Below are 15,762 nucleotides of genomic sequence, written 5' to 3' on the forward strand. Positions count from 1 at the left end.
GCCGGTCTCCGAGGCGGGCGCGGAGGCGGAGCTGTTTTCCTTTCCCAGCACCGACAGTCCGGACGGGCCGATCTCGTCCGAGCCCGCGCCGCATCCCGGCAGCATAGGGAACATCGGCAACAGACCCAGACCCAGGGAGAGCGAGCGCCGTGCCCGGTCGGGCAACGGGTCGGCCGACAGGTCGAGGTTGGTGGCTTGTGCGAATTTCTTTGGCTCGTTCATTTCACGGCACTCCCGGTTCCTGGATGGCGCACGGTAGCCATGCCCGCCATTGAAGTCGCGACCAAGTTATGACGGAGACATGCCCGCGTGCGGAATGCCCACGTTTCAACAAACCGTTACCGCCAGCCTGCGCCCGCTATGGCTGGGTGCGCAGAACGACGGTCGTGCCGGAGCCCGGAACACTGGTCACCGTGAGCTCGCCGCGCAGCAGGCGTGCGCGCTCCTGCATCCCCAGCAGGCCGTGACCGTGGCGGCGTGCGGCGGTATCGAAACCCGCACCGTTGTCCCGCACCGTAAGCACCACGCCCGGTGGGTCACGCTGGAGTTGCAGCGTCACCTGCGAGGCGTTGGCATGACGACGCACGTTGGTCAGCGACTCCTGCGCGATGCGGAACACCACCGTCGCCTGCCTGGGCGCCAGTTCGCACACCGTGCGGTCGATCTCCAGCTCGCACGCGATACCGGTGCTGCGCCTGAATTCATCGCCCAGCCATTCGAGCGCGGCGGCCAGCCCGCCATCGAGCGCGGGCGGACGCAGCTGCGACACGAGGCCGCGCACGCTTCGCACGAGCTGGTCCACACGGCCCAGCAGCATGTCGAACTGTTCAGGCTGCGGCGGCTGGCTCGCTCGCATGCGCATGCCCATCACCGAAACCTCCATGCGCAGGGCCGCCAGTTGCTGCCCCATCTCGTCGTGCAGCTCCCGCGAGACGTGTTTGCGCTCTTCCTCGAGCGCAAGGGCGTTGTGGTCACCCAGCTCACGCAGGGCATGCTGCGACGCGTCGAGCGCCGCCGTGCGTTCGGCCACCGCCAGCTCCAGGACCCGCTGGCGCCGGCGCAGCAAGCGGGTGCGCAACTGGATCAGCGCCATCACACCCACCACGGCCGCCATGGCAAACAACGCTCGGGCCCACGAACTCTCGTACCAGAACGGCTGCACTCGCACCACGAGTTCGAGCGGCGGCGACCACGGACCGCCGGGCTCGCCCGCGCGCACCTGCAGGCGATGTTCCCCAGGCGGCAGCCGGGGAAGCACCACGTAGCGGCGGCTCGCATCAGTTTCTATCCAGTCCGCATGCACGGTCCCGAGGCGATGGCCATACCGCAGGCGCGCGCCATGCCCTAGTTCGAGCGCCGAGAATTCGATCGCCGCTTCGCGATAGTCCAGCGGCAGCATGAGCGTGCCCGGATTGTCGCGGTCCGCCACCGCTGCCATCGGCATGTTCCTGCCATCCACCTGCAACGCGGTCATCACCGGGGGGCGCGGCACCGGCTGTGGCGGCAGCCGCTGCGGCCGGATCACCGTGAGGCCGCCATCGCCTCCGAAGTAGACCTCGCCGCTCGCCGACTTGGCCGCCGCAAAGGCCCAGTAGTCCTGGATGCTCACACCATCGGCCGCACTCAGCATCCGGACCTGTAGTGACTGCATGTCGACGCGAGCCAGGCCCTTGTCGGTCGCCACCCACAGGCCGCCTTCATCGTCCGGCACCACGGCACTGATCTGGTTGCTGGGCAGTCCGTGGGCGCTGTCGATGTGCCGCACCTGTGCCGCCGGGCTCTCGGGATCCAGGATCACGAACAGGCCGCGGTCCGACGTGCCGGCCCACAGACGGTGCGCATCGTCGACATGCAGCGCGCTGATGTACGCGCCATCCAAGCCGGCAGGTCCGTTCGCAAATGCCGTGCGAGCCGCTCGCAAAGTCGTCTTGTCCAGCCGGAACAAGCCTCCTCTCGTGCCAACCCACAAAGCGTTCGGTCCGGCGCTCGCCAGTGCGCTCAACCGCGAATCGTCAAGGCCGTCGACGACTCGCACGGCCGGCACGTGGTGGGCGCGGGCCGGCAGCGATTCGATGAACCAGAGGCCATCGAGCCCACCGACCCACAGCCCCTCGCCGTCCACCAGCATGGCCCAGACCGGTGAATCGGCTCGACCTTCGATGGCGATGCGGCGCAGCTGCTTTCCTTCCGGGCTGGCACGGTAAAGGCCCAGGTACGTCCCCATCAGCAGCTCGCCGGCCGGGCCCTCGAGCGCTCGCACGACTCGAGCTTGCAGCGCCGAGACGCGCGAGAGGCGGATCGCCCCGACACGGCCAGCCTGAGGATCCAGCAATTCCATGCCGTCGGCCCCCGCGCCCACCCAGAGGCGGCCGTCGGGACCGAGCGCCAGCGAATCGCCCGCAAGGTCGGACAGCCCAGCCCTGCTCTGCCGACCGGCACGCACGGTAAGGACGGCGCCCGAGTCGGGAGGGTGGCGCAGGAGACTGACGGCGGAGCCGACCCAGATTGCTCCGTCGAGGCCGCGGTAGAGCGACCAGATGCTGTTGTCGTCCAGGGCGTTGCTGGCCAGGGCGTCCTTGCCTATGCGCCGCTGCTCCAGCGTGTCGGCGGCGACCTGGAAGATGCCGCGCCCGTCGGTGCCGATCCACACGGTTCCGTTGTCCGACTGCGCGAGGGCTGCGATGCCGATGCTGGAGGACACCGCTCCCGCCGGCGCCTCGAGCTCTTGCCCGCTGCGGGCATCGAGCAGGCGCACTCCATGGTTGCGAGTGCCGACCCAGATGCGGCCCCTGTCGTCCTGCAGCAGGCATGTGACTGCGCGATAGGGACGAGCGCCCTGCGCGATGCGCTGCAATTGCCCGCCATAGGGCGGCAGGCGCATCAGGCCGTCGGCCGTGCCTATCCACAGCTGCCCGAGCTGATCGGTCAACAGTGCGTCGATGCTCTGGGGCGCCCCCTCGGGCACGAGCTGAGTGGAGGTCGCTCGGCGTGTGGCCGGATCAAGCTGGACGAGTCCGTTTTCAGTGCCGACCCACAGGCGGCCGTGGGGTGCGTCCGCAATGGCATTGACGCCCCGCTCCATGCCATCGGGCCCGGCCAGGGTATAGGTTTCGAAGCGCTCGGTTTGCGGGTCGTAGCGCGCCAGGCCGCGTGAGGCCATGCCGACCCACAACCGCCCCTTTGGATCGCGGTGCAGCGTCTGGATGATCCCGTCTGGCAGGCTGCCCGCCACACCCGCGCCGGGCTGGAAGTGCCGGAAGCCGTGGCCGTCCCAGCGGTACAGGCCGGACTGGCTGCCAACCCAAAGGAAACCCGCGCCGTCCTCCACGATCGCCGTGGCGACGAACCGGTCGGGTATGCCGGCGCCGGCGGATACCTTCACGAACAGCGGGTCGGCCAGCCGCTCCCAGCGCGAAGCAGCGGCAGCCGTTGCAGCCCAGCACCCGGCCAGGGCCACAAGCCACACCTTGCGCCACCACCGCCGCATCACTGCACGGCCTGGCAGGTCGAAGCGAGGCGCTCAACGCGCCCTTGCTCCTTCATCTGCAGCAATGCGCGCCGGCTCATCGAGTGACTGCGCCCTGCGTGCTGGCTGCGGAACAGGAAGAACTGCTGATTGGTGCTGGACCACTGCAGCTCGGCCGTGATCCATTGCGAATCGATCTGGAGCTGCAGCCATTGGCCAGGCGTCAAGGCTTCGATCCAGCCTTCCGCGCTCTCCTCGCCGCCCACCGCTTTCGCGGGGGCGGGCCCGTCCGACAGCAGGTCACCCAACAGGCCGCGCAAGGCCTGCACCCGCTCGGACGGCAGCAGCGTCAAGCGCAACGCTTCCTCGACGGTCTCCAACAGGGGCTCGAGGTCCGCCGCGCCGGTACCGGGCCGCGCCACCCGTTCGATCAGCCCGTCACTGGACTCGAAGATGCGGTGCGTCAACGGCGAGTCGGGGCCATGCTGCAGCAGGGTCTCGGTGAGCGCGTGCACCCATGGGGCCAGCAGGAAATGGCGCAGGCTGCGCTGAACATCGCAGCCCCGCAGTTGCTCGCGGATCTGCCGCCGCAGGGCCGCTTCGAACTGGCGACGCAGAACCGACTGCTGGAAGCCCGCCGGCAGCTTCGGGCGTGAAGAGCCGGGCAAGTGGAACTGCGCTGCCGGTGGAAGCGCTTCGATCGAGACGCCTCGTACGGGCTCCACCGCGGGTTCCGTCGAGTCCCTCAGCAGGCGCCAGAGGTGGTCGGCCAGACCCTGTTGCGAAACCTTCTGCGGGTCGGGCTCGTCATTGCGCGAGTCTGCGGTGCTCCGCGTTTGCAGGCACTGCAGCAGCAATCCCAGACCGACCGGGGCGGCGCCCTGCGCCTGCGCGGGAACCCGAGGCGCCGGCACGGCCCGCAATGCAGGCTCGGCCACGCCCGACGCGCGCTGCACCGGCAGTGACCTCTGCGGCGAGACCGCCACGGCTCCACCGACGATGACCGTGAACGGCGCGGCCGCGACACCGCGTTGCCGCAGGCGCCGGACCTGCTGCGCATGGTGCTCCCGGAACCACGACGCCATGGCATCACTCGACGCGCGCATCAGGCGAAGTCGGTCCGCGTGGTCGAGGCCCAACTGCTCAAAGGCGCCCAGGAGTGCCCGGGCGCACGCCGATGGCTCCGGGGTCCTGTCGAGCGGGCCCCGCTCGTGCGGCGGCAGTGACGCCAGCAGCGACCTGTGTTCGCGCATCTCCCATTCGGCCGCATCGCGGATGTGCTGCACGGCGCGCATGACTTCCATGTCCTGCTCGACCTGCCGGTCTTCCACCAGCTCCAGTGCCATTGCATTGAAGGCCATGCGCGAATGCCCGGCCGAGACGCCGGCGTCCGCCCGCTGCTGATCGAGCGCAGCAGCAAAGGCGGCGGCAAAGGCCTGGCTGCGCTGCGCGAGCATCAGGCCCAAGGCCTGCAACTCGCCGCGCCCGTGCGCGGAGGTGCTGGCGGCGGCCGCATCGCGCACGCCTTGCAGAACGGCCGCGCAGAGGTCGCTGCATGGCGCCGCGGCGGCTGCAGGTGGCTGCAGCGCTGGCGAAGGACGGGTCACGGCGTGGCTGATCATGTTCCGCGAGGGCTCTGTACTCGAGGCAGTCTAGGCAACGCGCCCCCGACCACACATGACGGCGGCCTGACCGATTCCCGACGACCGGCCGGGCAGACCAGCACAGTCAACGCTTTCGCCACAAACCTCACGACTGAGGTCCAGCCCGCCGACTGCGAATCGCACACTTTGTAGTTGGCCACCTACACGGCGGCGGCTGAAAGTCCCCCTTGAAATGAGGGCAGTCGTGAAATGGTAGGCATCCCCCATCGACATGTAACACTACAAGCGTGTAGAGTAACCACTACACCAGTTTCAGCGTTGCAAAGGAGTTCGGATGTTTGTCAGCAGCATCGAGGTTCAGGACCTGCCGGAACAATCCGTGCTTCAGCCCTCCCCTTCGCACCCCCACGTTGCGGCGGCCCACGGCCACGACCGCGTCTTCCGGTTCGGCCGCTGCGAAATCAGCCTGGCCCGCCGCGAGATCCTCGTCGGTGGTGAGCCGCAGGCGCTGCAGCCGCAGCCCTTCGACGTACTGCTCTATCTCATCGAGCACCGCGAGCGTGTGGTGCGCACCGAGGAACTGCTCGATCGGCTCTGGCCCGATGCCATCGTGCAGCCCGGAACGGTGGCATCAACGCTCGCGCGCATCCGCAAGGTGATCGCACAGGACGGCGACATGGAGGTGATCCGGACCTACCACCGCGTGGGGTACCGGTTCGTGGCCCCGCTGCTTCTCGGTTGAACCGCAGGACAGCGGCGAGCCGGCCATGACGACTGCCTATCGAATCAACCGCTGGGTGGAGTTGCCCAGCCAGCTCAAGGGCATCCGTTTCCGCAAGGTCCTGACGGCCATGTCGGTCGGTGCCATCGACGCACGGTGGATGAGCACGCAGGCGCAACTGTCGCCGCAGGAACAGGCCGCACTGCTGCAGCAGTTGCGGCTTGAAGGCGTCCTGACCGAAGTGACGCTGCCGACGCTGGATGTCGGCGTCGATTCCTTTTTCGTGGAACCGCAGCAGCGCCGTCGCCATGGGCTGCTGGCGCACATGCAGGACTGGCTGCTCGAGCGGGGGCCGGTCTCACGGCGCCGGGCATCGTGACGCGGCATGCCTGTGTGCAGCAGGCGCGGCCTAACCACTGGTAACACAACAGCCAGGCCAGCAAGGTGGCCTGCCCCGCCATCAACCGGTCAAGCCTTCGTCATGACTCCCGTGCAGATCCTGCCTAGCCTGTGAGCAGCCGAACGCGCGCACCTCGAACGCGCGTCGGTCCGTCAAGGGAGCAGCTTCCCGAGCAGTAGTGCGCTTGACAAAAAAGGTACGGAGACATGACTAGCAGTGATCGTTCAGCCGGCGCTTCGGCGTCCCGGAGTTTCCTTCGTCTGGCCGTGATGGGGATGGCCCTTTCGTGGGGCGCCAGCGCCCTGGCAGCGACCGGCGACGGAGGCCTGGCGGATCCCAACATCAACTATGTGGGCCGCTGGGACAAGAGCAACAGCGCCACCTACCGAAGCTATTGGAACGGCTCCTACCTGTCCACCAAGTTCACCGGCACGACGGTCAAGGTGAAACTGGCCGAGAAGACCACCTTCATGGCCATCGTGGACGGTGTCGCCGAGACCTACTGGGACGCGACCGGCACCTTCAATCTCACGCCCACGCCGCTGGCCAACGGGACGCACACGCTGAAGATCATCGCCAGGCACGAGAAGACGGAGCTGCCGTTCCAGGGCCTGGTGCTGGACGCCGGCGCCTCCACCGTGCGGCCCGACACCCTGCCGCTGGTGGAGTTCATCGGCGACTCCATCACCTCGGGGGTGCTGACGCAGGAGCAGGCAGTCACCGACTACGCCTGGCTCACCGGCGAAAGGCTGGGTGTCGACCACACCCAGATCTCCTACCCCGGCATCACCCTGACAAACGGCTACCACCACAAGGACAGCCCCATGCCCGGCATGGAGTCGCTGTACTTCAAGCTGTGGCAGGCCAACCGTTGCCCCGATGTGGCGTGCACCGCCAACCCGGGCTGGAACTTCGCCAACTACACGGCCAAGCTCGTGGTCGTGAACCTCGGCTCGAACGACAACTTCACCGCGGTCCCCTCGCGCGTGCCGCCGGCCACTTTCCAGGAAACCTACACCAACTTCCTGAAGAACATCCGGGCCAAGTACCCCAACGCGAACATCTTCGCGTTGCGCACCTTCAACGGCTTCTACCAGACCGAAACGCAGGCGGCGGTGAATGCGCGCCTCGCCGCGGGTGATGCCAGGGTGCACTACGTCGACACCACCGGCTGGATCGATTCGAGCGACCTGCCCGACACGCTGCACCCGGACGACGGGGGCCACGTGAAGATCACGAACCGGCTGCTGCCCATCCTGCTGCCGTACCTGGGCAAGGTGACGCTCAACGACTCGAAGTTCAGCTACGACAACACCGCCAACTGGCCCAGCGGCTGGCAGAACGGGGCCTACCAGAACGACAACCACTGGTCGAGCGTCGCCAACGCCTCGTACCAGGTGCCCTTCAGCGGCACCCAGGTCACCCTGTATGGCGGCCAGGCACCGGCACACGGCATCGCGGCGGTGTCCATCGACAACGGCGCCGAGACCTTTGTCGACACCTACTCGGCCGCCCGGAAGGACAACGTACCGCTGTGGAGCAGCCCGGTGCTGACGGCAGGCAACCACACGCTGAAGGTGCGGAACACGGGCCTGAAGAATGCCAGCGCGACGGGCACTTTCGTCGTGGGAGACCGGGTCGACATCACCGACGGCGGCGTGAACCTGCTGAGCAACGCCGGATTCGAAGATGGACTGCGCGGCTGGAGCACGGGGTCGCAGAGCGGGACGGTGTCCACCGCCACGACGCGACCCAACTCCGGCTCGTCGCACCTGGTGCACAGCGGCGGCACGGCCGGCTACTGGGCCTACACGTCCCAGATCCTCACCGGCCTGGCCAACGGGTCGTACACGGTGAAGGCCTGGGTGCGGGGCACGGCCGGACACCAGCTGTACGTGAAGGGCTTCGGCGGCAGCCCGGTGTCCGTCACGTCGGTGGCCTCGGACGTCTACACGCAGCTCACCATCAGCAACATCAACGTCACCAACGGCAGCGCCGAAATCGGGTTCTGGACGAGCGATGGCTCGGGCACGGGCTGGCTCCACGTTGACGACATGACCTTCTACAAGCAATAGGTCAAGGCCCGCCGGGTGCGGGACTGAGCAGCCAAGGAGCGGCAGCGCTCAGTCCGCCCCGGCAGCCGGGTCGATCCATTGCAGGCCGAGCTGCTCGCCGATATGGGCCTGGAGCGTCTCGAGAGAGACCGGCTTGGTCAGGAAGACATTGACGCCCGCCTGCAGGCAGGCGGCACGGTGGTCGGCGGTGGCCGAGGCCGAGAGCGCGATCACCGGCACCGCGGCCAGGTCGGCGTCCCCCCGCAGGCGGCGCGTGGCTTCCATGCCGTCCAGCGTCGGCATCACGCTGTCCATCAGGATCAGCTGCGGCCGGAAGCTCCTTGCAGCAGCGAGCATCTCCGCGCCATCGCCCGCCTGAGCCACTTCGAACCCGGCGTCGCTGAGGAAGTCGCTCATCAACGCACGGTTCGCCGCCACGTCATCGACCACCAGCACCCGCCGCGGCGGTCCGTGGTAGCGCATCGCCCCGCTTGCACCCGGTACTGGGTCGTCCACCGCCTGCGCCACCGGCAACGGGAGCTCCACCTGGAACAGCGAGCCGCGGCCGAACTGGCTGCTGACCTGGACCTGCCCGCCCATGTCGTTCACAAGCGCACGGGTGATCGCGAGGCCCAGACCCGTGCCAGCACTGCGGCGCTGCATGTCGCCCACCTGCTCGAAGGGCTTGAAGATGCGCCCCAGGTCCTCGGGGCGCATGCCGATGCCGGTGTCCTCGACATCCAGGCGCAGCAGCACCTGCGCCGGCCCTTTCGGCTCGGAAGACACGCGCAGCGCGACGCTGCCGCTGTCGGTGAACTTGATCGCATTGCCCAGCAGGTTCAGCAGCACCTGGCGCAACCGGCGTTCGTCGGCCAGCACGGCTTGCGGCAAGCCTGCCCCGGCATCGAACACGAAGGCCAGCTGCTTCTCGCTGGCCTTCACCTGCATCAGGCTCACCACCGTCTGCAGGAAGTTCGGGAGGTTGACCGGCTGCGGGTTCAGCTCGGTGCGACCGGCCTCGATGCGCGCCAGGTCGAGGATGTCGTTGATCAGCGCCAGGAGGTGCTGCCCGCTCTGGTGGATCACATCCAGCCCGCGCGCCTGCCGCGGGCTCAGGCCGCCGCCCCGGGTCAGCAGTTGTGCATAGCCGAGCACGGCATTCAACGGGGTGCGCAGCTCGTGGCTCATGCTGGCGAGGAACTCGCTCTTCGCACGGTTGGCCGCCTCGGCGGCGAGCCGGGCATCACGCTCGGTCTGGACGATCTCGCGCTGCAGGTCGCTCGTCGCGGCCAGCGCGCGATCCTGGGCATCCAGCTTCGACAGGATGCTGCGCACCTGGCCTTCGACGGCTTCTTCGCTCAGCGAGAGCGCGCGGGCGATCTCCTTGTAGGCATTGCCCTGGGCAATGAACCTCAGGACGCTGATCTCCGCCGCCGTGAGGCCTTCGTGCGCGATCTGCCCGGCCAGCTCGTAAGACCCTTCGGATGGAAGTACCTTGCGCCCGGCATGCACGGTGCGAATGGCATCGAGCAGCTCCTTGTGCAGGGCGTTCTTCAGCAGGTAGCCGCGCGCGCCGGCCTGCAAGGCACGCTGCGTCTGCGCGTCGTCGGCATAGGTGGTGAGCACGATGATCAGCGCATCGGGAAACTCGGCCCGGATGGCGCCGATGGCCTCGAACCCGCTCATCTCGGGCATCTGCAGGTCCATCAGCGTGACGTCCGGGCGATGTGCGCGGAACCGCTGGATCGCCTCGCGTCCGTTGGCCGCCTCGGCCACCAGGGCCATGTCCGCCTCCACGGAGAGCAGCGTCGCGATGCCCTGCCGAACGATCGGGTGATCGTCGACGCAGAGAACCTTGATGGGGTGCAAGTCTTCGGTCATCCGCCATCTCGCTGGGCAAGGCCTTCCTTTGGAACGGCGCCCCCGGGGGCGCCTGTCGCCGGCCGTCTACTGTACGCCCGGGACCCGGCGCCTTGAACTCGCTTTCCCTCCCCTTCCGGCCGGGTTTGTTCCAGCAAGACAACGGGTCGCCAGGGCGTAGCATCGGGCCCGACGCTGCCGGGTGGCAAAGAGATGGGCGGGGTATGAAGTGGTCCAGCCATGGTCTTGTTGCGCTGTCGACTGCGCTGGCCGCTCTTGCGTCGCTTGCGACTTGCGGGTGGGCTCGGGCGCAGGACATCCGCGTCGTCGAGGTTGCCCTCGCGGCGGGCCCGCCGATCCAGTTTCACCGGCTGCAGGCGCCGGCCCCGCCTCTTGCCTTGCAGCGCATCGCGCAAGACCGCTACGGCTTTCTGTGGCTGAGCGCCGCCGACGGGTTGCGCCGCTACGACGGCTACGGTTTCATGAAGGTGCCCGATGGCCAGAGCGCGAACAGCGTCGGCCACATCATCGGCCAGTCGTTCGCGAGTGACCGCGCGGGCCGCCTGTGGATCGGCGCTGACGACTCGCTCAATCGGTACGACCCCGCGACCGGCAGCTTCACGCAATACCGGTCGCCCAACAATGATTGCGGCACCGTCAGGATCGCCCACGACATCGTCGAGGACCAGGACGGGTTGATCTGGCTCGCGACGGACGACGGCCTGACGGCCCTGGACCCGACCACGTCGAAGACGAAGTGCCACCGGCCGCGCTACACACCCGGTGTGGGCGAGACGCGTGTCATCGCCATGGTCGCGCTGGACGACGGCACGCTGTGGATCACCAGCAGCGAGGGGCTGCACACGCTCGATCGACGCTCGGGCAAGGTCACCCGCCACAACAGGCTCGAGACGGCTTCCGGACGCAGGTTCGTCTGCACCGGCTTTCCGTCGAGGCCGTTCCAGGACCGCAGCGGAACCCTGTGGTTCGGCCTGTCGTCCGGAGGCGACCTGGCCTCGGTGGACGTCGCCAGCGGCGAAGTCACGGTCTATGCGTTCCGGGGCGGCGGACTGGCGCCAAACACCTCCTCCGGCGTCGTGTCGATCCAGGAAGACCACGACCGGGCGCTCTGGCTGGCCACCAACAAGCTCGGACTGGTGAAGCTGACGCCCGACCGCACCCAGGCGATCTGGTACCAGAGCGACCCCGACGATCCCGAGGGCTTGCGCGACGACCTCGTCGTGGGCCTGTTCAAGGATCGCGACGGCAGCTTCTGGTCGACCACGAGAGCCGGGGCGGTCTATCGTTTCGATGCCGAACGTCCGCGTTTCCGGTCGTACCGCCACCAGCAGGCGAACCCGCAGAGCCTTGGCAAGGGTGCGGTGACCGCGGTGTACATGGAGGACCCGGACACTCTGTGGATCGGCACCGACCGCGGCTTGAACCGCGTCGACCGCAAGACCGACCAGGCCACGCAGGTCGATCAGCCCGCCTTCGCGCGAGGTGTCAGCGCGATCGCGAAGGACACCTCCGGATTCCTGTGGTTCGGCACCCATGGCAACGGTGTCGTTCGCTTCGACCCCCGCTCGGGCCGGTATGCGACGTACACCCAGGATGCATCGAATCCGCGCTCGCTGAACCACGACCGGATCACCGCCTTGCGCGTCGATCGCGGCGGCAGCGTATGGGTTGCCACGGATTTCGGCCTGAGCCGCTGGGAGCCGGCGACGGAGGACTTCTCGACCTTCAGGCCGCAACCGAAGGGTCTGGTGCAGTACCGCTCCATCGCGGAGGACGCAAGCGGCGCCCTGTGGCTGGCGACGGCGTCGCGCGGCGTTCACCGGCTCGATCCCGGCACGGGCACCTTCACCGCCTTCGATGCCGAACTCCGCGAAGCGCAGCCGCCCGGCCACAACCGGGTCAACTCGGTCCACGTCGACCGCGCAGGAACGGTGTGGGCGGCGACGTTCCGCGGGCTGGGCAGGCTCGATCCCCACGCCAGGAAGTTCAAGTCGTACGACACGAGCGCCGGGCTGCCCGCGGACACGGTACTCGGGATCCTTGAAGAAGACGACGGGCGCCTGTGGGTCAGCACGCCGAACGGCCTGTCGCGCTTCGATCCGCGCACCGGGACCTTCACGAACTACCACGCGTCGGACGGCCTGTTGACCGACCGGTTCGCGAACCCGGTGGTTGCCGCCAAGGGCCCGGGGGGAGAGATGTTCTTCGGCTCGCAAACGGGACTGGTGGCGTTCTTCCCCGGGCAGGTCGCGGACCGCAAGCTCGCGCTGCCGGTGTTCCTGACCGGCCTGCGCTTGTTCGGTGAACCGGTGCTGCCCGGGAGCGCACCGCTGAAGCAGCCCGTCTGGTCCGCCGCTTCGCTCGAGCTGGGGTCGGACAGCATCGTGTCGTTCGACTTCGCCGCCTTGAACTATGTCGATCCGGCACGGACGCGCTATCGATACCGGCTCACCGGCTTCGAGACGAACTGGAACGAGACGGACAGTGCCCGGCGCAGCGCCACCTACACCATGCTGCCGTCGGGCGAGTACACGTTCGTGGTGCAGGCTCGCGGCGCCCGTGGGGATTGGAGCGAACGTGCCCTCACGATCATCGTTCCGCCGCCTTGGTATGCGACGTGGTATTTCCGCGGCCTGGCCGGCGCATTGCTGCTCACGGCGCTGTGGCTCGCCTACCGCCTGCGAGTGCGGCAGTTGCGCCGGCAATTCGAGATCGCACTCTATGCACGGCTCGGCGAGCGCGGACGCATCGCACGTGAGCTGCACGACACCCTGCTGCAGACCTACCAGGCGTCGCTGCTCTGGTTCCGTACGGCGCTCAACGTGCTGCCCGAACGGCCACTCGAAGCAAGGCAGCGGCTCGAGCTCGCTCTCGAGCGCGCGGAGGCCGCCATCGCCGAGGGACGCAACGCCGTGCAGGGCCTGCGCGCCTCCACCGTCGAGGTCAACGACCTCGCGGAGGCGATCGCGGCGATCGGCGCCGACCTGAGCAGCGCGCATCCCGCGGCGAACGCGCCCGCCATCGGCGTCGCGGTCGACGGAGCATCGCGCCACCTGAATCCGCTCGTGCGCGAGGAGGCGTGGCGCATTGCAGGCGAGGCGCTGCGCAACAGCTTCCACCACGCCAGCGCCCAGCACATCACCGTGACGCTGCACTACGGCGCGCGGCAGTTCCGGCTGACGGTCGTGGACGACGGCAAAGGCATCGAAGCGGCGACGCTGGAGGGCCAGCAGCCTGCCAGCCACTACGGCTTGCCTGGCATGCGCGAGCGCGCCGCCATCATCGGCGGGCAGCTGGAAGTCCGCAGCACGGTCGGGCGCGGCACCGAGGTGGAGCTACGGGTGCCCGGTCGCAACGCCTACGAGTCGGCCGCGTCCACCCGGCCCTGGTGGGATGTGTTCCAGCGCAAGCGCGCCGGCGGCTGACGGTTGCTATCCCGGCGACAGCGACGTGAAAAACTGCCGAAGCCCCGATCTCCGTCGGCGCCGGCACCCGTGAGCCCGGCCTTCGACATTTAGCATTCCGGCCAACGACAACATGTTGGGCTGACCGATGACACGAAGGGTTGGGCTGCTGGTTGTCTGCGTCGCATGGTGCGCGACAGCCATCTCGGCTCCCGCGCCCCAGGCGGTGGCCGAGATCGAGCGAGACCTCTACGACGATCCCGCGACGGTGCTGCGCGATGCGCGTGCCGATCTGGCCTCGCTGCCGGCCGAGGCGCGCGCCGAGCGGCTGCGGCTGCTGGTGCGCCAGGTGATGGCTGCGGGCATGCTGGAGCGCCTGTCCGACGCTTCTGCCGTGCTGCCGCAGGCCAATGCGCTGGCAGACGAACTTAAGGCGCGCGACATGCAGTGCCTGCTGCAGGCCACGAACCTTTCCATCGAGCATGGCGCCAAGGGCTGGGCTGCGATCGCGGAGTCGGCCGCAAGGGCTGTGCATCAGGCGCGGGCCGGCGCCGAGGCCTGGTGCGAGCCGCGCCTGCTGGAGTCGCTCGCCTTCATCCACAGCAACGACGGCCGCAGGGCCGCCGCGCTGGAGGCCGGGCAAGCTGCCGAGGCAGCATTCCAGGCCTCCGGCGAGGCGCTGATGCTGGCCGTCGTGCGCAACCACCTGGCGTGGGCGCTGAGCGAGCGCGAGGAAGACACCGAAGCCGTCCAGCGCTCTATCGAGCTGGGTGACCAGGCACTGGCCGGCATCGATCCGAAGCGCAGCCGCTACCTGGCGGGTTCCGTACTGCACAACCTGGCGGGCGCGCGCATCGCCGCCAAGGACTGGCCAGGCGCGCGCCGGGATGCAGCGGCCGCCGAGCAACTCGCGCAGGCGCTCGGTGACCCTGTCGAACTGGCCTATGTCCATCGCCAGCAGGGCGAGATCGAACTGCGCGACGGCCGGCCGGTGGTCGCGCTGGCGCACCTGCGGGGCGCGCGCCGCGCCTTCGCGACGGCAGGCATCGACGCGATGGTCGTGACCTCCTCCGCACTGGAGGCCGAAGCGCTGCTTGCCCTGCAGCGCACGGGTGAGGCCCTGCGCGTGTTGAGCGATGCCGAAGCGCCCCGCGCCCGGCTGGCGCTGCCGAAGACGGACGTGCCCTACTTCCGTGTCGCGCTGGAGGTCTATTCCGCCGTGCAGGACCCCGCTGCCACGGCAAAGGCGGCTCGCGCCTACGCCGAAGCGCTGCAGCGTCGCCAGCGCGAGGAGAACCACCGCCTCGCCACCGAGCTTCAGGAGCGCTATGCGAGCGCGCAGAAGGAGGCGGAGAACAGGCTGCTGCGCGGCCAGCAGGAAGTTCAGCGCCTGCGCGTTCTGGGGCTCGTTGCGATGCTGGTATTGGCAGGTCTGGTGCTGGCCGCGCTGGGCATGTACCTGGTGCAGCAGCGCCGCCTGCGCATGCGATTGAAGCGCCTGGCCGAGGCCGACGAGCTGACCGGGCTGCCGAACCGCCGCGCCATCCTGGAGATCCTGAATGACGCAGCGGCGCGCCGGCGCGGCGGCCGCGCGATCGCGATGCTGGACATCGACCACTTCAAGCGCGTGAACGACCGCTTCGGGCACGCCGCCGGGGATGCTGCGCTCGTGACCTTTGCGAAGGCCTGCGGGAGTGTTCTGCGTGAAGGCGACGTGATGGGCCGCCTGGGCGGCGAGGAGTTCCTGATGGTGCTGCACCGCGCGCGCGCCGCCGAGCTGCAACCGCTGTTCGATCGCATGCGCGGCGCACTGCAGGCCAGCCCGGTGGATGGCATGCCCGCCGACGAACGGCTCACCTTCAGCATGGGTGCGGTCGACGTGCCGGCTGAGGCCGACCTGGAGGGCGCGCTGCGCGCCGCCGACGAGGCGCTCTACCGCGCGAAGGCCGGCGGACGCGATCGGATGGAAATCAGCGGGAGAGTTGGCTGATGATTCGCAGCGCTCTGCGCCACGGGTCCAGTCGCTGCCCTTCGGCGGCAAGGCCGACCCTGACCCAGCGCTTGTTGCGGTTGGCGCTCAGGTAGTACGCCGCAGCTGGAGCAGCTCCATCAGAACGCCGCGATGCCGGTGATGGCGCGCCCGAGGATGAGCGCATGCACGTCATGGGTGCCCTCGTAGGTGTTGACCACCTCCAGGTTCACCAGGTGGCGCGCCACGCCGAACTCGTCGGA

General features: G+C 68.5%; 9 protein-coding genes and 1 pseudogene. 5 read left to right on the plus strand and 5 right to left on the minus strand.

Going from position 1 to position 15,762, the window contains the following annotated elements; all coding sequences use genetic code 11:
• From E8D38_RS26550 to E8D38_RS26560, 3 genes are all read right to left on the minus strand, one after another.
• Positions 1-222: hypothetical protein (locus E8D38_RS26550; protein WP_140637296.1), on the minus strand; the 222-nt coding region annotated here is incomplete at its 3' end.
• Between the two features lie 136 nt (positions 223-358).
• Positions 359-3,457, minus strand: a complete 3,099-nt coding sequence (locus E8D38_RS26555; protein ID WP_181179481.1) for a sensor histidine kinase — start codon at positions 3,455-3,457, stop codon at positions 359-361.
• Between the two features lie 29 nt (positions 3,458-3,486).
• Positions 3,487-5,088: a DUF1631 domain-containing protein gene (locus E8D38_RS26560; protein ID WP_140637298.1), complete on the minus strand. Its 1,602-nt coding sequence runs from the start codon at positions 5,086-5,088 to the stop codon at positions 3,487-3,489.
• Positions 5,089-5,404: 316 nt separating this feature from the next.
• On the opposite strand from E8D38_RS26560, the gene E8D38_RS26565 reads away from it, so the two are divergent.
• From E8D38_RS26565 to E8D38_RS26575, 3 genes are all read left to right on the plus strand, one after another.
• Positions 5,405-5,812 (plus strand): winged helix-turn-helix domain-containing protein, encoded by a 408-nt coding sequence (locus E8D38_RS26565; protein WP_140637299.1) that lies wholly within the window; start codon positions 5,405-5,407, stop codon positions 5,810-5,812.
• Positions 5,813-5,837: 25 nt separating this feature from the next.
• Positions 5,838-6,170: a hypothetical protein gene (locus E8D38_RS26570; protein WP_181179484.1), complete on the plus strand. Its 333-nt coding sequence runs from the start codon at positions 5,838-5,840 to the stop codon at positions 6,168-6,170.
• A gap of 296 nt (positions 6,171-6,466) precedes the next feature.
• Entirely contained in the window at positions 6,467-8,266 is a 1,800-nt protein-coding gene (locus E8D38_RS26575) for a GDSL-type esterase/lipase family protein (RefSeq protein WP_181179487.1), read from the plus strand.
• Between the two features lie 48 nt (positions 8,267-8,314).
• Here E8D38_RS26575 and E8D38_RS26580 read toward each other — a convergent pair whose 3' ends face one another.
• Positions 8,315-10,126, minus strand: a complete 1,812-nt coding sequence (locus tag E8D38_RS26580; protein ID WP_140637302.1) for a response regulator — start codon at positions 10,124-10,126, stop codon at positions 8,315-8,317.
• Between the two features lie 203 nt (positions 10,127-10,329).
• On the opposite strand from E8D38_RS26580, the gene E8D38_RS26585 reads away from it, so the two are divergent.
• Together E8D38_RS26585 and E8D38_RS26590 are read left to right on the plus strand one after the other, a co-directional pair.
• Positions 10,330-13,551 carry a ligand-binding sensor domain-containing protein gene (locus E8D38_RS26585; protein WP_140637303.1) on the plus strand — a complete coding sequence of 1,074 codons (3,222 nt, stop codon included), beginning with the start codon at positions 10,330-10,332 and terminating at the stop codon, positions 13,549-13,551.
• A gap of 127 nt (positions 13,552-13,678) precedes the next feature.
• Positions 13,679-15,520, plus strand: coding sequence for a GGDEF domain-containing protein (locus E8D38_RS26590; RefSeq protein ID WP_140637304.1), 1,842 nt, complete (start codon positions 13,679-13,681; stop codon positions 15,518-15,520).
• A 119-nt stretch (positions 15,521-15,639) separates the two neighbouring features.
• On the opposite strand, the pseudogene E8D38_RS29210 reads toward E8D38_RS26590, so the two are convergent.
• A pseudogene (locus E8D38_RS29210) lies at positions 15,640-15,762 on the minus strand (acyl-CoA dehydrogenase); the annotation flags it as partial.

This window comes from Methylibium rhizosphaerae (genome assembly GCF_006386545.1).
Classification (GTDB): Bacteria; Pseudomonadota; Gammaproteobacteria; order Burkholderiales; family Burkholderiaceae_C; genus Pseudorivibacter; species Pseudorivibacter rhizosphaerae.